Annotated in this window: 16 protein-coding genes; 3 read left to right on the top strand and 13 right to left on the bottom strand. The window is 52.0% G+C overall.

The annotated features are described in order from the left end of the window. Nucleotides 1-3: 3 nt before the first annotated feature. Nucleotides 4-663, top strand: a complete 660-nt coding sequence (locus A8O25_RS07400) for a hypothetical protein (protein WP_066832827.1) — start codon at nucleotides 4-6, stop codon at nucleotides 661-663. Nucleotides 664-785: 122 nt separating this feature from the next. Here A8O25_RS07400 and A8O25_RS07395 read toward each other — a convergent pair whose 3' ends face one another. The 10 genes from A8O25_RS07395 to rbfA form a co-directional block, all read right to left on the bottom strand. Further along, nucleotides 786-1040 carry a PLD nuclease N-terminal domain-containing protein gene (locus A8O25_RS07395; RefSeq protein WP_066832824.1) on the bottom strand — a complete coding sequence of 85 codons (255 nt, stop codon included), beginning with the start codon at nucleotides 1038-1040 and terminating at the stop codon, nucleotides 786-788. 131 nt (nucleotides 1041-1171) lie between these two features. Continuing rightward, nucleotides 1172-1774: a DUF998 domain-containing protein gene (locus tag A8O25_RS07390; RefSeq protein WP_066832821.1), complete on the bottom strand. Its 603-nt coding sequence runs from the start codon at nucleotides 1772-1774 to the stop codon at nucleotides 1172-1174. Nucleotides 1775-1839: 65 nt separating this feature from the next. Further along, nucleotides 1840-2415 carry a Crp/Fnr family transcriptional regulator gene (locus tag A8O25_RS07385; RefSeq protein ID WP_153042632.1) on the bottom strand — a complete coding sequence of 192 codons (576 nt, stop codon included), beginning with the start codon at nucleotides 2413-2415 and terminating at the stop codon, nucleotides 1840-1842. A gap of 74 nt (nucleotides 2416-2489) precedes the next feature. After that, nucleotides 2490-3743, bottom strand: coding sequence for a TPR end-of-group domain-containing protein (locus A8O25_RS07380; protein WP_066832818.1), 1254 nt, complete (start codon nucleotides 3741-3743; stop codon nucleotides 2490-2492). Between the two features lie 251 nt (nucleotides 3744-3994). Next, nucleotides 3995-4435 carry an IS200/IS605 family transposase gene (gene tnpA, locus A8O25_RS07375; protein ID WP_066832815.1) on the bottom strand — a complete coding sequence of 147 codons (441 nt, stop codon included), beginning with the start codon at nucleotides 4433-4435 and terminating at the stop codon, nucleotides 3995-3997. A gap of 269 nt (nucleotides 4436-4704) precedes the next feature. Beyond that, on the bottom strand, nucleotides 4705-7641 hold the full coding sequence (locus A8O25_RS07370) for a DEAD/DEAH box helicase (RefSeq protein WP_066832812.1): 2937 nt from the start codon (nucleotides 7639-7641) through the stop codon (nucleotides 4705-4707). 296 nt (nucleotides 7642-7937) lie between these two features. Continuing rightward, nucleotides 7938-9161, bottom strand: a complete 1224-nt coding sequence (locus A8O25_RS07365) for an FtsX-like permease family protein (RefSeq protein ID WP_066832809.1) — start codon at nucleotides 9159-9161, stop codon at nucleotides 7938-7940. 291 nt (nucleotides 9162-9452) lie between these two features. After that, complete coding sequence (locus A8O25_RS07360) at nucleotides 9453-9926, bottom strand: GNAT family N-acetyltransferase (protein ID WP_066832806.1); 474 nt, start codon at nucleotides 9924-9926, stop codon at nucleotides 9453-9455. A gap of 195 nt (nucleotides 9927-10121) precedes the next feature. Beyond that, nucleotides 10122-10763, bottom strand: a complete 642-nt coding sequence (locus A8O25_RS07355) for a class I SAM-dependent methyltransferase (protein ID WP_241498954.1) — start codon at nucleotides 10761-10763, stop codon at nucleotides 10122-10124. Between the two features lie 201 nt (nucleotides 10764-10964). Continuing rightward, the gene (gene rbfA / locus A8O25_RS07350) at nucleotides 10965-11426 is read right to left on the bottom strand and encodes a 30S ribosome-binding factor RbfA (RefSeq protein ID WP_066832804.1); all 462 of its coding nucleotides are present in this window, start codon (nucleotides 11424-11426) and stop codon (nucleotides 10965-10967) included. Between the two features lie 85 nt (nucleotides 11427-11511). Here rbfA and A8O25_RS07345 point away from each other — a divergent pair, with 85 nt between their 5' ends. After that, a complete protein-coding gene (locus tag A8O25_RS07345) occupies nucleotides 11512-12678 on the top strand; it encodes a hypothetical protein (RefSeq protein ID WP_153042631.1) in 1167 nt (388 codons plus the stop codon). Then, complete coding sequence (locus tag A8O25_RS07340; protein ID WP_066832801.1) at nucleotides 12660-12920, top strand: hypothetical protein; 261 nt, start codon at nucleotides 12660-12662, stop codon at nucleotides 12918-12920. Before A8O25_RS07345 ends, A8O25_RS07340 begins: the two co-directional genes overlap by 19 nt. A 1423-nt stretch (nucleotides 12921-14343) precedes the next feature. Here the strand turns inward: A8O25_RS07340 and rpiB are convergent. Genes rpiB through glyA form a run of 3 tightly spaced genes read right to left on the bottom strand, consistent with a single transcriptional unit; the run spans nucleotide 14344 to nucleotide 16935 of the window. Beyond that, nucleotides 14344-14775 carry a ribose 5-phosphate isomerase B gene (rpiB, locus tag A8O25_RS07335; RefSeq protein WP_066832798.1) on the bottom strand — a complete coding sequence of 144 codons (432 nt, stop codon included), beginning with the start codon at nucleotides 14773-14775 and terminating at the stop codon, nucleotides 14344-14346. 15 nt (nucleotides 14776-14790) lie between these two features. Then, nucleotides 14791-15645 (bottom strand): twin-arginine translocase subunit TatC, encoded by an 855-nt coding sequence (gene tatC / locus A8O25_RS07330; RefSeq protein WP_066832795.1) that lies wholly within the window; start codon nucleotides 15643-15645, stop codon nucleotides 14791-14793. 15 nt (nucleotides 15646-15660) lie between these two features. Beyond that, the gene (glyA, locus tag A8O25_RS07325; RefSeq protein ID WP_066832881.1) at nucleotides 15661-16935 is read right to left on the bottom strand and encodes a serine hydroxymethyltransferase; all 1275 of its coding nucleotides are present in this window, start codon (nucleotides 16933-16935) and stop codon (nucleotides 15661-15663) included. Between the last annotated feature and the right edge of the window lie 105 nt (nucleotides 16936-17040).

Genomic DNA, 17040 nt, shown 5'->3' with positions numbered 1-17040 from the left:
CTAATGAGACGTACCCTTTTTGTTTTAGTGCTGCTGGCGCTGTTGACCAGCTTGGGGAGCTATGCCCAAACAAAAGAAATTTACACAAACCCTGCCTTTGCTACCATTGCCAAAGAGCATAAAAAGCTGGCTATTCTTCCGTTTGAGGCCTCTATTGGTATGCGGCCTAACCAGATGAAGACCATGACCCCAGAGCGGATCAAAGAAATAGAGAAAAATGAGGGTCTGGCGGTACAAAGTGCATTGCAGACGTATTTCCTGAAAGAAAGTGGCAAAGATGACTATACGGTTTCTTTTCAGGATGCCAACACCACCAATGCCCTTCTGCTGAAGAACAACATCACTGCTGAAAACATCAAATCTTTCACTCCCGGCGAACTTGCCAAAGTGTTAGGGGTAGACGGTCTGATCATGGGTACCTTTAAAACTGATAAGCCTATGTCTGACGGAGCTTCTCTGGCTTTAGGCCTGGCGGTGGGCTTCTACGGCTCTACCAACTCTGGTAAAACTGCCATCAATATCTATGACGGTGCGTCTGGTGAGTTGCTCTGGAAATATGAGAAGACCCTCTCCAGAGGTTTGGGCAGTGATACCAGCACGATCATCAACACCATCATGCGCAAAGCTTCTAAAAGATTTCCTTACTCTAAGCTGAAGGCATAAGCCAAGAGTACCATAAACAGAAAGGCACCTGTTCAATTTAAAGCAGGTGCCTTTCTGTTTATGGCCTGTTTTTGAGAAAATAGCCCCAAATCAGCTACATCTCTTTCAAGTATCTTAATGAGTTAAAGCTGATCCCAATTATTAGAAGGCTTGATCTTCTGCCGTCTGCCAATGATTAGATACAGGATGGCTCCTATGAATGGTAGAAACGCAATTACAATCAGCCAGATAAGTTTTTCAGTTCTGTTCGCGAACTTGCTGGAAAGCAGATCAACCACCGCCCAGATCCAGAGAATACCCGGTATGCCTAGAATGAGCAGGAGAAGGAACAGCTCTCCCATTCCAATGTTGCCAATAAACAAAAGGGTGCTTTCCATATGCTTACAGATTTGATTTCAATATACATTTTCTAGATAAAATATTGAATGAAAGGAGATAAGATTTTCAGTTTGGGAAGCAGCAGTAATGTCTAAGTAAGTTCAGTTTGTGCTGGGAGAAAGAGCGGCAGTTACTTCTGGGGCTGTTTATAAAGCTTTAACGCCACGTAGAAAACCCAGGCAAAATAGAAGAAGAACACCAGCCGCTGCCCCACAGCTGGGAAATCTTGAAAAACAAAGGGCCACGCCCCAAACAGAATGGTGAGCCAGGTAAAGAGAAGGGTGGGTTTAACGGCATCTTTCCAATAAATAGTGGTTCTCATTACCGCCGGTAAAGAAAAGGCTGCCACCAGAAAGAATATATAGCTCCCAAAACTCCCCACTGTGTGCAGCAGCATGGTCAGCGTTTGCCGGTTCTCAAAATCTCCCGGGAAAATGCCAGCCAGGGCCATAAAGAGCCCGCTGAGGAGAAGACTGTAGGCGGGTAATTTACTTTTTTTTGCGGTAGCGATATGGCGGGAAAGCCCCCAAGAGAAAAGGACGATCAGCAGCCCAGGCAGCACATAGCCTAACACGTTCCAAAGGACTTTTCGCGGGGCGTCAACAGAACCCAGTTCACTCACCGCTTTGGTCAATAGACTGTATTCAGGCCGTAAGGCTGCTAAGGCCAGATACGTAACCCAGAACAGAAAGGGGGCCGTTAAACCTGCCAGGGCAGCTTGTCTTTGGGTCATGGTGATTCCGTTTAAAATGTTGCCCCAAAGCTAGCGGTCTGTCCTATTTCAGATTTTGATCTACATCAAAAAGCATCCTTCTCTGCCCTGATTCTGCTTAAAGTTTCTTGGGTCATGCCCAAGTGCGAGGCCAGCATGCCCAACGGAACGCGGGTTGCCTTATGTTTGGCTGTTTTCAGGAAGTACTCATACCGTTCCTTTGCGGTGTGGAACTGCAGGGAAACAATGCGCTCAGACTGCTCCAGAAAATAGGTTGACATAAGCATGCGGCCAAAGCGCTCCATCTCCGGAAAGTCTAGGAAACACTGCTCCAGTTGCTGTAGATCAATACCCATAAGGGCAGACGGCTCTAACGTCTGTATATAACAGGCATCTGGCACATTTTTCAGGAAGCTGTGAATAGAGGTGATCCACTCGCCTTCGGCGGAAAACTGGTCAGTGATTTCCTTCTCTCCCTTCCGGTAGAAAACCCGCACCAGCCCCTTTTCAATAAAATAGGTAGTGGTGCAGACTCTATTGGGTTTGTGCAGGTAGGCACCTTTCTCCAGTGTGTGCTCTTTGCCTATCTGTTGCAGACGTGCCGCTAACTGCTCTGAGACGGGGATAAACCGCTCTATGTGTCTGATCAGGTGGTGGGACATGGCGGTCACTGTAAAAACAAGAGCAGGCGGAACGCTTAACCTTCTCTGCCTGCTCTTGTAAAAACGAATAGGGCCTAGTTGATATACTTCGTTCTCATGAACTCGTCTACTTTGCTCTGCACAAAGAAATTCATATAGTCTTTGATGTTGAGCATATCAGCCACGGCCTGTTTTTTGTCTTTGGCTTGGGTATAGTAGGCCTTGCAGATCTGATACCCGGCCCAGTACATGCCATTGCGGGGGCGTTTTGGTTCTTTGGCATTCAGCCACTCATCATACTTATCCAGGTACATGTCTTTTTTGAAATCATCCCAGATCAACAGTTCGCGGTCATGGAAGGAAGAGTAATCGCCGTCAGTCTTGCCGGTGACCAGTTCGGCCAGGAATTCGGCGGAGCCTTCTACCAGTGCGTATTTGAGCAGCGTGTTCTCTTTTTTCATGCCCTGCTGGTTGAAATGAATCAGCTCATGTGCCACTGTGACCGGAATGTGCTCAAAGTCCATAACCGTTTTCTTCTGCCGGTCACTCCAGTTTTTTAGAGAGGTAGAGGGTGTTTTGCTCATGAGTTCGGTGCCAATGAGCAGGCCGTTGTCTGAGGCGGTGCCGTTAGAGGTAAAACTTCCTATTACAAAATACACATCCGGGAAAACGGCTTTGGGGTACAGGTCTTTGAACTGGGTAAAAGAGGTGTAGATGTGCTTTTTAAAGTCACCCGCTTTAGTGACAGTGGGCTGAATGGAACTGTAGAAACGGTGATTTTGAAGCACAGCCTTAGAAAACGCCTGCTCATTTTTGATCTTACTGGCGAAGAAATCCTCTAACCCGGCGGTGCCTTTTTCAAAGTAGTGCTTCTGGAAAACCTCCGGCGCCTTGGTGGTATCCTTTTTGGCCAATTCAAACGCTTTAAAGAAATTCTCCAGGTCTGCCGTGATGATCTTACTGGAGGTAGCATTCTCACTGTACGCTGGCTTCACAGCGTTGACGAGGCTCTTCCACCGTTTGTCTGCATGCAGCGCCTTTAAATCTGCATCTGTGCTCAGGTGGTCTTTGTCCCGCCAGCCGTTTTTGACCGCCAGGTTCAGGTACGTAAACGCACTCTCTATGTCCTGGGCCATGGCATAACAGCAGGCAGCGTTGTAGTAACTGGATTTCTTCTGGCTCTTGTTCGTAGTAGCCTCAGCAGCCTGCACGTACAGCGGTCCCGCCTGGGCATAGGCTTTCTGGCTGTACAGCTTGGCTGCCTGGGCCGCCGTTTCTGAGCTGGTTTGCCCAAAGGCGGTGATGGCGCAAACCAGAGCAAGTAGAAGGAAGGGTAAGCGTAAGGTCATTGGGTGGGTTTAGGTAGTGGACTGGAGGATGAGGATAATCTGTTTGAATTTTGAAGATAACGGTATTATTTCAAGAAAGCCAAACTGACAGAAGTATTTTAGAGATGATTAAATTGGGGCCTTGAGTTATGCCTGTGAACGTGCAAAGACGTTTATTCCCTCAATAAATTATGTCTAGATAAGCTTTGGTGCAAGCGTTCGTTTGTGTTAATACCTCTCCTGATCAACAAGCTTTCAGCTTTTCTCTCAGTTTAACCGTCGCTCATTTGCTCAAATCCGTGTCTCAGAATAAGCTCGTCGCACTCCTCCTGAAATGTTTTTTTGCTGTGGTGCTCCTCTTGTCTCTTAATGTACTCCCTCACTTTGTCTAACATTGATGCTGAGACAGAAACTGCAAAATATTCATCTTGCCACTTAAATTCTGAGGCAGTTAAGCGGTGTTTGTTGATCCAGTAAGAAGATTCGCCTTTGATCAGTTGCGCCACTTTCTGAATAGTCTGGTCTGTTCCCAACGAAACCAAGCAGTGGCAATGATCAGCATACCCGCTGATGAAGTCCAGGAAAATCCCCTTTTCTCTGGCATTCTCTCTGATATGGTTCCAGACCTGTAACCGTAATACTTTGTTGTCAAGCAGAGGCTCTCGGTTTTTGGTAGCCCACACAAAATGAATATATACCTTGATGAACGGCACTTCTGGAAATGTTAATTAATAGATTCGGCTAAAGCCAAGATTTAAATCTATGTTGAATGGGTTAAAACCCATTTCTATTCAAGCCTGCACGTGATATTGGAGTCAATATTTTCTGTTAGCAGGAAGGTATAGTGCACATTAGCGTCTAACTATATATCCCTTATCAATTGGAATGGGTTTTAACCCATTCAACAATTATTCTCCAAACTTTAGCCGAATGCATTTTTCCCGTTTTTGGCCTCTTTTCCCAAAAACAAGCCAAAAACAAATTAACTCAGCAAACTCTCAATATCCTCTTTTGTCAGACGCTTGATCACGGCCTCATCCGTAGAAATCAGATCAGAGACTAATTGGATTTTCTTGTCCTGCAGGGCCAGTATCTTCTCTTCTACGCTGTTCTTGGTGATGAACTTGTAGGTGAAGACGGTGTTCTGCTGGCCTATGCGGTGAGCACGGTCAACGGCTTGGGCCTCTACGGCGGGGTTCCACCAGGGGTCTAAGATGAACACGTAGTCGGCGGCGGTGAGGTTGAGGCCAACGCCCCCGGCCTTGAGCGAAATCAAGAACACGGGTAGGTTGGGGTCATTCTGGAAGCTATTCACCTGCGCCTGCCGGTCTTTGGTGGAACCGTCCAGATAGGCGTACTTGATCTTGCGCTCGTCCAGCGCCGCCCTCACCAAATCCAAGTGCTTCACAAATTGACTGAAGATAAGCACTTTGTGTCCTTCGCTTACCACGTTCTTGGTCAGGCGCAGTACCTCGCCCAGTTTCCCGGATTCGGCTTCATACGTAGGATCTGCCATGAGCGGATGGTTGGCGATCTGGCGCAGCTTCATGAGGCCCTGCAGAAGCATGAACTGAGATTTGCCCGTGCCCTGCTCCTCAATGGTTTTCAGGATTTTGTTGCGGTAGTAAGATTTGGTTTCCTCGTAGGCATGCTCCTGCTCCTCGGTCATCTTGCAGTAGGTGACGTGCTCAATCTTTTCGGGCAGCTCAGTGGCTACCTGGCTCTTGTGGCGGCGCAAGATGAAGGGTTTGATGAGCGCATGCAGGCGGCGGGTCTTGTGCTCGTCTTTCAGCTTCTCAATGGGGCGCAGAAACTCCTTCTTGAAGAAATTCTGCGTACCCAGCAGCCCCGGGTTGATAAACGACATCTGGCTCCATAGATCCAGCGTACTGTTCTCCACGGGCGTACCGGTGAGGATTAAACGGTGCTTTGACTTCAGCTCCCTGATAGATACTGAGGTGTTGGAATTTGGGTTTTTGATGGCCTGTGACTCGTCTAAGATCACATAGTCAAAGACGTACTTCTGCAGGATCTCGTGGTCCAGCCGCACAATGCCGTAAGACGTCAGGATCAGGTCATAATGCTTGAACTGAGAGACGTTCTTATTGCGGTACGTGCCGGTGTAGGTGAGAATACGTAGCTGCGGCGTGAACTTTTGAGCCTCAGCTAACCAGTTATAAATCAAAGAGGTGGGCATGACCAGCAGCGAGGCGCTCTGGGCGCCGTGCTCCTTGCGGTGCTGCAGCATGGCCAGCGTTTGCACGGTCTTACCAAGACCCATATCATCTGCCAGGCAGCCACCAAAATGGAACTCCTGTACAAAGTGCAGCCAGTTGTAGCCCGCCTTCTGGTACGGGCGCAGTTCGCCTTTGAAACCGCTGGGCAACGGCTTGTCTTCTACGGCCTCAAACTCGCGCAGCTTCTCCAGTTTACGGCTCATGGTGACGGTGGCCAGGTTGCCGTTCTGCAGGTCACTGACCAGAGAAAGGTGGTGCTTGTGCAGTTTGAGCTCGTCATCGCCCTCAGAGAAGGCAAACAGCTCCAGATACTGCGTAAACCACTCCTCCGGAATGATGGCGATCTGGCCGTTAGGCAGCTTGTATTCGCGGCGCTTGGTGAGAATGTGGTTGCGCAGTTTGATAAACGGGATCTCGTACGGCCCAAACCGCACCGTTCCGTAAATGTCAAACCAGTCATTGGTCTCGTTGATGCCCACGCTCACGCTGGTCTCGCCAATGAAATAATTCTTGTCAGACTGGCTTTGCTTGACTGTGAGGCCCAGTTCTTCCAGCGCTGATGCATGCGCATTGAGCCAGCTAAAGGCTTTTGACTTGTCCAGCACGGCTTTGCCGTTCCTGATCTCCAGGCCGCGGCTGGCCAGTTCGCGCATCACCGTCTTCTCCTGCTCCAGATCCCGGTGCACGCGGTGGAAGATGTACGAATCTGGCGTTTTCTCCACGTTCACACTGATCTGGCGCGTCTCCTGCGTGCCCACCGTGTAGTCACCGTACTGGAAGTGCAGCTGAAACACAATCTTATCAGCGTCTGAAGGGTGAGGGTACTCCTCCTCTTCTTCTTCGCCGTGGGCGGAAAATAAAACGGGGGCGGGTTCTGCCACGGCCAGTTCAGAGATCTGGAGCTGCGGCTGCGGCACGTACCGCTCAGACTGTATCTCAAAACCCTTGGCGTAGACATCAAACTGCTCTACCAGCGGGGCCACAAACTTGCGGTAGTAGCTTTCCTCCACGTTGCGGGGCACCACAATAAACTTCTTATTCAGGAACGGCTGCAGCTTTTTGCCGTCTACCTGCTTCTCAAAGCTGTAGAACACGTCATTGAGCAGCAGCCACGCCGGCTCCTTGCACACCAGCACGGCGTTCTGGTACTGGAACTCCAGCTTTTCGCCTTTGTACTTGATGGTGGGGAAGTAGTGGGTATTGTCGTCATTCCGCCGGAAGTGGAACAGCACGGTGGCTTTCTCAGTGGCCATCTGCACCTGCTTCCAGGTGGGTTCACCGTCTTTGCCCATGATAAAGACCATCTTGTGCTGCAGCAGGTCCAGAATCTTAGACATTCTAGCCTGTACGTAGTGGTCAATGGTCTCCTGCAGCAGCTTATCGCCTTTGGCGGGGTCATAGGTCTTGAAGAAGAAGTCGGCCAGGGTGGTTTTCTTTACGGCAAACTTCTTGAACACCGCGTCCTGCTGGATCTGGTCCATGAGCTCAATGAGCTTGAAGTCCACCTCGTCCAGGCGGGCGGCAAATTCCTCGGCGTTCTTGCTGGAGATGTTCTGGTGCTGGAGCGTGAGCTGCTTTTTAGAGTTGACCTGCACCACAAAAGACTCAAAGAGATAGCCCAGATACTCATGCTCAAAGAGCGAATAAATAACTTGAAAAGGCTGTGTGGTGAATACTTTCATGGCAGAGGCTCGCTATCCCAATCTTGAAATTACTATAAATTCCAATTCGCTGTACAGGGAATGGTAAAATTTTTAGCAAATCAACCTCCGGCAGGCCGTAATGTTTTGAACCGGCAAGAAAAGTAGACGCTTTTTCTGTTTTCGGCGTGTTTTCTGAAAATCAGGCCGAAAACAGAATTCGTTAAAAAGAGAGCTCTCTTCTGCGAGGGGTACCGTTCTTTCTTCCCCCTAATTGGGCGCTAGGGTTGCTGTGTTTGAAAGGAAACAAGGACCGCTCCTGCTGGCGGGGATTGGGCTTACAAGTGGTCTCTGACGGAGATGGCTGCGGCTTTACGGGCCGGTCTGATGGAAACCAGCAGGGTAATGAGAATAATGGCGGCCGCGGTAAGCAGAAAGTCCATGGGCCGCATGAGCACAGGATACGCCTCTACCACTGAGGTGGTCATGCCCATGGAAACAAGGCCGTACGTTTGCTGAATCCAGCAGATGGCCCCGCCTACGGCCAACCCTACAAACGCACCGGTAAAGGCCACAATGGCCCCCTCGGTGAGGAAGATACGCCTGATGGTACCCGGGTCTGCGCCCATAGAGGCCAGAATGGCAATGTCTTTCTGCTTGTCCAGCACCAGCATGGAGAGTGAGAAGAAGATGTTGATAGAAGCTATGAGCAGCACAAAGGTGAACGTGACAAACACAAACAGCTTTTCTACCTTCACAGCCCTGAGCAGGCTCACGTGTTGCTGTTCACTGTTCAGGACCTGAAAGCCGGCTCCTAGGGTGCGCTGCAGGGCGGCCTGTACCTTGTCAATGTTGGCAGGGTTGTGGGTTTTAACCTCAATAGAAGTGCGCTTGTTCTCATAGCCCAGCAGTTCCTGCGCAAAAGCGAGCGGCACAAACACGTACTGGTCATCATACTGCCGCTCAATGGCAAACACCCCGCCTGCCTGAATCCCAATCTGCCTGAACGCGTTCTCTGGGTTGATAATGGTCTTCTTGCCTGCCTTGGGGTACAGGAACTGGAGGGGCGAGAACGGGTTCTCTGGCCTGATAGAGAGCTGGTACTGCACACCGCGGCCAATAAGGGCATATTGCTTGCCGTCGCGTTTGAGGCGGTGGTCGCCGTCTACAATGACAGAGTCAATCTGGTTCTGCTGAAAGAAGTTGTCACTTACGCCTTTGATCTTCACCACCATCTGGCGGTCATTGTAGCGCAGCAGGGCGTTGTCTTCAATGACCTCTGTGATAAGGGCGACCCCGGGTGTTTGCCTGATCCTGTTGAGAAGATCAGCATTGGCCTCAAATGACTTGCCCTGCAGGGCCGTGATTTTGATCTCCGGGTCAAACTTGCCATACAGGGACTTGATCAGGTCCTCTAATCCGTTGAATACAGACAGCACCACAATCAGGGCCATGGTTCCCACGCCCACGCCAATCATGGCAATAATGGAGATGATATTGATGATGTTGCGCTTCTTCTTAGAGAAGAAGTAACGGCGGGCTACTAAAAGGGCAACGTTCATCTTTAAGGTATGCGTGTAAAGTAAGGGCAGGGTGGCGTCCAGCCACCCTTAAGTTCGGTTTACTGTTCTCAGGCCAAAGGGTTTTCTTTTCTGTTGGCCGTAAGCGCCTGTTTATATTTGTCTCTTACGCTGCATAACGCCATAAAAGAACCGGCGTGCACACTTTTCCCGTTCTGTAGCGCTGCTGCGCAGCTCAAGGGCTGCTGCTGAAGAACTTTTCCCCGGCACTTTTCGCCAGTAAAATCAAAATTTAAACATGAGCTAAGGACAGGGGGCAGCACCGGCAAAAAGTTACAGGTGTTCTACTTTCTCCTCTTGCAGCGGCTTGTGCATACACACGCTGCTCTCAATGTTCTTGTACTGGCCGTAGTTAGGGATAGGTGTGTAGCCGTTTTTGCTGTAGAGCCTGATGGCTTCTGGCATGGCCTTCCCGGTCTCTAAGATGAGCTTCTCAAAGCCCAGTTCAACAGCCCAGCGCTCCAGTTCCCGCAGCACCCGGCCTGCAATGCCCTGGCCCCTGAACTCAGGCAGCACAAACATCCTTTTTACTTCGGCGGTAGTGTCTGCATACGGTTTGATGGCGCCGCAGCCTGCCGGCACCATGCCCTGGTACGCCACCACCACGTGCCGGATCATGTCTATTTTGTTAAACTGGGCAAAGAAGGAGTGGTCGTCTCCGTCTCTTACGTGCAGGTCAGCGTCTAGAAGGGCCACCAGCTCTGCAAAGTCTTGGCTGCCGGAATCAGTTCTGAGGAGCTCTGTCATAGGGGGTTGGTTTCAATAGAGCAAGGTACGCAGCAAAACGCAAAAAACTTACCAGGTCAATACGTGCGTTTTTGGCCTGTTTTCTGAAAAACAGGCCAAAAACAGAAAGACAGTCTCTGCTTTTACGGGTTCTGGCTTGGCTGCTGCGTTTCTCCCGGGTAACCTGTTCCTGCTTTGGTCACCGGCAAAGAGGGCTTATTTCCAGGCTTTCACAATAAGACCGGTCCCGGTGGGGTGCTTGCTGTGGGTGTCAAGCCAGTTGAGCAGCAGGCAGAACGGGAAGGTCACCAGGTAATAGAACGGCAACAGCACAAAGAACGCTTTTGACGCACCCAGCATCAGGATTGGGTACTTCATGCTCAGGCGCCACGAGATCTTGCCGGGGGTGCCGTATGAATAGTTGGCCTCCATGCGGGTAAAGCCGGCCGTGCGCAGCTTCTCCTGGATCTCCTGAATGTTGTAACCGTCCCGCACGTGCTCCTCAATAAACGAGCTTTCCTCATCGCCGTGCACGTCTGAGCCGCCCTGGTCAGACGGGGTGGAGATCAGCAGCATTCCGCCGGGGCGAAGCGAGGCGTGAAAATTTTTGAACACGTCCACGTCTTCTAAGATATGCTCCATCACGTCTACAGACAGCACCAGGTCAAACGCCTGCGGGTCCTGGAACGTCACCAGGTCTTCTACCCTGAACAGCACATTGCGGCGGTTGATCTGCCGGAAGAAGTTGTTACAGTCTGCCACCTGCTCGTCTTTCACGTCAACGGCCAGGGTGCGCCACTTGTCACTCATGCCAGACAGATAATAGGTGTACTGGCCAAAGCCCGAGCCGGCATCCAGTATCTGGATGGGCTGCTGCCTTTTGCCTTTGGCCCAGGCCTTCAGCTCCTTGTGAATGTGCCACGAGCGGAGCAGCAGCAGGTCTAGCAGGTTATAGAAAAGCTTGCGCAGGAAAGGCGTTTTGTTGAACGCTTCGCCCAGGACGCGTTTTAATAGGATCGTACTGCATGGTGGGTTTAGTAGCTGTGGGTGGGGCTGCGGTTATCGGTCACTCAGATCGTCTTCGTCTTCATCTTCCAGGCCTTCCTCGTCATAAAGGTCCTCCTCGTCTTCCTCAGACCTGAACGGGTTGGAGGGGTCTTCTTTTGACTCAGCGGGGATGTCCAGCTCAGAGATGATCTTATCCATCTTGGCGGCATACTCGGCGGTGTCATCCAGATAGAAGATAAGCTCCGGGATCACGCGCACCTGGTTTTTGATGCGCTTGGCCAGTTCATGCCTGATGGTCTTGGAGTTCACCCTTATTTCATTGAGCAGGTCCCGGCCATTGGGGTTGAGCAGCAGGCTCAGGTGTACCTTGGCCACACCCAGGTCAGGTGAAACTTTTACATCTGTGATGGATATATAGGCCCCTTGAAACAAGTGGGAGACGTTGCGCTGAAAGATTTCAGCCAGCTCCTTCTGAATCAGCCGGGCGAATTTTTGTTGTCGTTTACTCTCCATGGTTCAGCAAATATCGCATTAATTTCACATTTTTACCCCACAAACCGCCGCCCACTTTGCAAGGGTGGCTCAGCCGCATGTACGATTGATACGATTCTTCCGCAGTTTGTTCCCGTCTAGGTGGGTGGTGTTGGTGCTGCTGTTTCTCCTGATCCGGCTTCCGTTACTCTTTTTTGGGGTGCCTGCCACGCTTTCTGAGCTGCACCACATGCTCTTGGGGGAGCGCCTGCACGAGGGTTTTGTCCTGTACCGCGATGTGTATGACGCCACCGCCCCGCTTTCAGCAGCGGTGTACTGGCTCCTGGACTCGCTCTTTGGGAAATCTTACCTGGCGCATAGGCTGCTGGCCACGGCGGTGCTGGGCTACCAGGCCTTTCTGCTGAACCATATTTTCAACAGAAACCAGGTGCACCCCTACAAGAGCTTTGTGCCGGCGCTGCTGTACCTGGTGTTTGGCAGTGTCTTTTTTGAGCTGGACGTGCTCTCACAGCTGCTGCTGGGGCAGACGTTCATCATTCTGGCGGTTTCTAACCTGACGGCTATCTCCAAAGAGGCCACCAATGCGGGGCGCCTGTTCAGGGCAGGTTTCATGCTGGGGCTGGCGGCGCTGTTTTACCTGCCGCTCATCTGGTTTCTGGTGCTGGGTTTCTTTGCCATCATCTATTTCGCCTCTAACGCGTTCCGGAGCATTCTCCTGATGCTGACCGGGTTCATGTTCCCGTTTAGTGTGGTGTTCACCCTTTTTCTGTACCAAGATGCCACCCTGCCGTTTCTGGAGCAGGGGCTGGCGTGGTCATGGCAGTTTAAATTTACATTTGTGTTGCCGTTCTGGCAGGTGGTGAAGATTGCGGCTATCCCGTTAACGGTGCTGCTGCTCTCTTTCTTAAGCCTGCCGCTGGTAAACCTGGGGCTGAACTACCAGGCGCGTTTTCTCCAGTTCATGCTCATCTGGGTGATTGTCTGCGGCCTGGTGCTGATAAGCGGACATGACGGCTCTGCCAAGGGCCTGGTGCTGCTCCTGCCTTTGCTGGGGTATTTTGGGGTGTTCCTCTTCTCCTGGCAGGGCAAGAAGGTCTGGCTCGCTGAAATCCTTTTTCTGGTCTTGCTGGCAGGGGTGGTGGTGATGCGGTACAATCCGCTGGGGTTGGTGTACGCGCGCTGGGCATTGAGCCGCAGCGGGTGCAGGTGCAGGATAGCCCCCTCTACCAGCAGGTCAGAAACGAGCGTCTTCTGGTGCTGGGGCCTGACCTGAACTACTACCAGCACAACCACCTGGGTTCACCGTATCTGCGGTGGGATCTGGCGCAGCCGTATCTGGGCCGTCTGCACTACTATGATGCCCTGTTCACTGTCTACCAGGACCTGCGGAAGAACCCGCCCACCTATATTGTAGACCTGCAGGGGCTTATGCCGGAGCTGCAGTACAAAATTCCCGCTCTCTTTCAGCGGTATGAACGGGTGGGGAATGGGGTGTTTTACCGCCTGGTGCAATAGCTGTTTTGGAGCTGTTTTCCTGAAAACAGCTCCAAAACAGGTCAAGTTGTTTTGAGTGGTGGGAAAGGTTGTTGCTATGGAAGTCTGCAGTTGTCCCTTTGGCGGAGCGGCCTGTTTCTGCATTGGGTAGCTTGCCGTTTTCCTGGTGGTGCGGGTTGACGCAGGGCCTCCCTCTTTTCATTGTTGCAGTGGCGTAGTCTGCTGTTCCCCTGGCTGCGGCAGGTATGCGTAGTCTGCTGCTCCCTTGGCGGTGGCGCTTGATGCTGTATTTGGTGACAGCCAATTGCTGCGGCAGGAATGCGTAGTCCGCTGTTTCCCCTGGCTTTGGCGCTTGATGAGTTGGTTTAATAGCTGTACTGTTTCATCTTTTCCGGTAAGCGCTCACGGCCGCGGGGCCCCGTCCTGGCGGTGAGCACTGCTGTTAAAACTAGGCCCTCCGGCCTTGCCGCGGGAGCGGCACCGTATTAACAGAGGCGCTCACCCCCAGGACTGGTTTGGGTTCCTCTCCTGATCAGCCTTACTTGCTCATTCTGCCTCTGCAGGTAACCGTTGCTGATCCGCTAGCCTGGGGCGAGCCCGTGCTGCGCACATCAGCCAGGGGCAGAAGTGCTAATAAACCCAGGTGCCACTGGCAGAAGTGTTGTTTACTTATTGCTGCTTGTTTGCCGCTTTCTCTGGTTCAGGTTTCCAACCTGGACCTGTGGTGGCGGAAGCTTTCAGCTTCCACGGGGCGGCCGCCTCACATGACCTCTGCCCTCTTGCTCCCTCTTCTGCCCCTCTATGGCGCGGAAGTTTCTTCCATGCCTTCTAACGCCAGCTGATACTCCCGCGCTGGCGCGAGTCTCCAGACGCGTGCCTACAGCTGACAGGCGGCCTTCCCCGCGGCGCGGCAGCGAGAGCAGGCATAGCTGCTTCATTCGTGCTGAATTGTGAATTGCCTAAGATGAAAAGAAAGGACTCAGAACTCAAGACTCATAACTCAGAACTCACTCTGAGGCTCCCCCTTTGAAGGGGGCGAAGGGGGATGTTGACACAGGAGAGCACGCATTGCAGATCATTGTTCGTGTAAGTTGCTAACACTACGGCTCTTCCAGAGTTGCCCCCCTCGTTGCTTCACCTGTGATCTGTAAGAGCCGCAGATGGTAACTCCCGGGAAGCCGAGCATTCAACCGCCCCCTCCCTCCCCTGAGCTGACGGGCTCAATACCATTAACCGCAGTACTGCCTGCACCAACTGGTTTTCTGACTCCTGTTGCTGTTCGTGTCACTGCTACTTGCTGGTGCTTACCCCATGCGGTCCATTTAGGGCTGCATTGTGAATCCTGCTTTACAAAAAAAAGCCCTCTCTGGTTCTTAAACCTGAGAGGGCTTGGGGCTGTTTTGGGCCTGTTTTCAGAAAAACAGGTCAGAAACAGAAAAGTGGACTATGCGCAGGCAATCTTGTTGACGCGGTTCTGGTGGCGGCCTCCTTCAAACGGGGTGCTCAGAAAGGCAAGCGCCATTTCTTTGGCTGCCTCGTCGGTGACAAAGCGGGCGGGAATGCAGAGAACGTTGGCGTTATTGTGGGAACGGGCCAGCTGGGCCAGTTCTTTGTTCCAGCAGAGAGCGGCTCTCACGCCGGCGTGTTTGTTGGCGGTCATGGCTACGCCGTTGCCGCTTCCGCAGATCAGGATGCCCAGTTCGTACTCCTGGTTTTCCACGGCTGTGGAAAGGGGGTGTACAAAGTCTGGGTAGTCTACTGAAGCCTCAGAGAACGGCCCGAAATCTTTCAGTTCGTGCCCCTGGGCCTCCAGTGCCTGCTTGAGAACTTCTTTGTACTGGTATCCGGCGTGGTCGCCGCCTAAGGCAATTTTCATAGCGGTGGTAATAGGTTAAGAAGTAGCTTGTTCATTTAAACGGGCCACGTCACGGCGCCGAACCATCCAGGAGATGTGAATGCTCACCTCATAGAGCAGCAGCAGCGGGATGCCCATCAACGTCATGCTCAGCACGTCTGGCGGCGAGAGAATGGCGGCTACCAGGGCAATTACTACAATGGCATGTTTGCGGTACAGCTTCATGAGCTCTGGGCTCACCAGCCCCACCCGTGACAGGAAGAACACAATCATGGGCAGCTCAAACATGATGCCGCATGACAGCACCAGTGTCACCAGCGTGGTCACATAAGAAGACAGGTCAAACTCGTTGGCAATGCTGGGGTCTACCTGGTAAGACGCCAGAAAGTTGATAGAGAGCGGCGAGACAATGAAGTACCCGAACAGTGAGCCTATCAAGAACAGGAATGACACAAAAAATACGGCACCTCTGGAGTTTTTCTGCTCGTTTGGGTACAGCCCCGGTTTGATAAACCGCCAGATTTCCCAGAAAAGGTAAGGGAAACCCACCAGTAACCCAATCACAAAGGAGCTGGTCAGGTGCATGGTGAACTGCGAGGCCAACTCCCGGCTTTGCAGCGTGAAGTCCAGCTCATTGATACAGAGGCCCGGTGAGTTCAGCGCGGCGCCTATCTCACAGAGTTTGCGGTATGTAAAAAAGTCTGTGCGTGACGGGCCCAGAATAATTTCATGGAAGACAATCTCCGGGTAGCTGAATGCCAGGCCCGTCACCACCACAATGGCAATGGCTGAACGAATCAAGTGCCACCTGAGAACCTCCAGGTGGTCTAAAAAGGTCATCTCATGCTCTTCCCCGCTGTGTGCTGCCACCTCTTGAGAACGTTGTGCCATTTAGTTGAGTAATGCTTAGTAGCTGAACAACGGGAACTGTTCCATCCAGTTGTTGATTTCGTTTCTGGTCTGGGTGATGACGGTGTCATTGTCATGGTTCATGAGCACGCGGTCAATGTAGTCTACAATGCGGTCCATGTCCTGCTCCTTCAGCCCCCGGGTAGTTACGGCGGCAGAGCCAATCCGGATTCCGGAGGTTACAAATGGCGACTTGTCATCAAACGGCACCATGTTTTTGTTGATGGTGATGTCTGCTTTGATCAAGGTGTTCTCTGCCAGTTTGCCCGTGAGGTCTTTTGACCGCAGGTCAATCAGCATCAGGTGGTTGGCCGTTCCGCCCGAAATCAGTTTATAGCCTCTGTTTACAAAGCCTTTGGCCAGCATCTGGGCGTTTTTCTGCACCTGTTGCGTGTATTCTTTGTAAGAAGGGGACAAGGCTTCAAAGAACGCCACGGCCTTGGCGGCAATCACGTGCTCCAGCGGCCCGCCCTGCGTACCCGGGAACACACCGCCGTCCAGCAGAGAAGACATCATTCTCACTTCGCCTTTTGGCGTTTTCAGCCCGAACGGGTTTTCAAAGTCTTTGCGCATCATGATCATTCCGCCGCGCGGGCCCCGCAGGGTTTTGTGAGTGGTAGTGGTCACAATGTGGCAGTGCTCAAACGGATCATTCAACAGACCGGTGGCAATCAAGCCGGCTGGGTGGGAGATGTCGGCCAACAGCAGTGCGCCAACGGCATCAGCGGCTTCGCGCAGGGCTTTGTAGTCCCAATCACGGGAGTAGGCAGAGGCGCCGCAGATGATCAATTTGGGTTTTTCACGCCCGGCTACCTCTCTGATCTTGTTGAAATCAATCTCACCCGTCTCTGGTTCCACTCCGTAAAACACCGGCTGGTACAGTTTGCCGGAGAAGTTCACGGGGGAGCCGTGGGTCAGGTGACCGCCGTGCGACAGGTCAAAGCCTAAAATTTTATCACCTGGGTTCAGCACCGCCAGCATTACCGCTGCGTTGGCCTGTGCCCCGGAGTGCGGCTGCACGTTCACCCATTCTACCTTGAACAGTTCTTTGGCGCGGTCAATAGCCAGTTGCTCTGCCTGGTCAACCACCTCGCAGCCGCCGTAGTAGCGCTTGCCGGGTAGACCCTCAGCATATTTATTGGTTAACACGCTGCCCATGGCCTGCATTACCTGCTCAGAAACAAAGTTCTCAGAGGCTATGAGTTCTAAGCCATGCAGCTGGCGCTGGTGCTCTTTCTGGATAAGGTCAAAGATTTGGGAATCGCGTTGCATGCGTTTGATTTTAGTGGGTGCCCAAAAGTACAGCCAATGCAGCAAATTACCAATGATTTGTAAAGGCAGCTTGCCTCTGTGGGTACAGAAATACCTGCGGGCATA

Source organism: Rufibacter ruber (genome assembly GCF_001647275.1).
Lineage (GTDB): Bacteria > Bacteroidota > Bacteroidia > Cytophagales > Hymenobacteraceae > Nibribacter > Nibribacter ruber_C.
The sequence above is the reverse complement of the archived record's forward strand: the minus strand, read 5'-3'. Positions and strand labels throughout refer to the sequence as shown.

Excerpts from the sequence above, each read along its gene's own strand:
- A8O25_RS07400 (WP_066832827.1), top strand. The coding sequence starts at position 4 with ATGAGACGTACCCTTTTTGTTTTAGTGCTGCTGGCGCTGTTGACCAGC.
- A8O25_RS07395 (WP_066832824.1), bottom strand. The coding sequence starts at position 1,040 with ATGGAAAGCACCCTTTTGTTTATTGGCAACATTGGAATGGGAGAGCTG.
- A8O25_RS07390 (WP_066832821.1), bottom strand. The coding sequence starts at position 1,774 with ATGACCCAAAGACAAGCTGCCCTGGCAGGTTTAACGGCCCCCTTTCTG.
- A8O25_RS07385 (WP_153042632.1), bottom strand. The coding sequence starts at position 2,415 with ATGTCCCACCACCTGATCAGACACATAGAGCGGTTTATCCCCGTCTCA.
- A8O25_RS07380 (WP_066832818.1), bottom strand. The coding sequence starts at position 3,743 with ATGACCTTACGCTTACCCTTCCTTCTACTTGCTCTGGTTTGCGCCATC.
- A8O25_RS07370 (WP_066832812.1), bottom strand. The coding sequence starts at position 7,641 with ATGAAAGTATTCACCACACAGCCTTTTCAAGTTATTTATTCGCTCTTT.
- A8O25_RS07365 (WP_066832809.1), bottom strand. The coding sequence starts at position 9,161 with ATGAACGTTGCCCTTTTAGTAGCCCGCCGTTACTTCTTCTCTAAGAAG.
- A8O25_RS07360 (WP_066832806.1), bottom strand. The coding sequence starts at position 9,926 with ATGACAGAGCTCCTCAGAACTGATTCCGGCAGCCAAGACTTTGCAGAG.
- rbfA (WP_066832804.1), bottom strand. The coding sequence starts at position 11,426 with ATGGAGAGTAAACGACAACAAAAATTCGCCCGGCTGATTCAGAAGGAG.
- rpiB (WP_066832798.1), bottom strand. The coding sequence starts at position 14,775 with ATGAAAATTGCCTTAGGCGGCGACCACGCCGGATACCAGTACAAAGAA.
- tatC (WP_066832795.1), bottom strand. The coding sequence starts at position 15,645 with ATGGCACAACGTTCTCAAGAGGTGGCAGCACACAGCGGGGAAGAGCAT.
- glyA (WP_066832881.1), bottom strand. The coding sequence starts at position 16,935 with ATGCAACGCGATTCCCAAATCTTTGACCTTATCCAGAAAGAGCACCAG.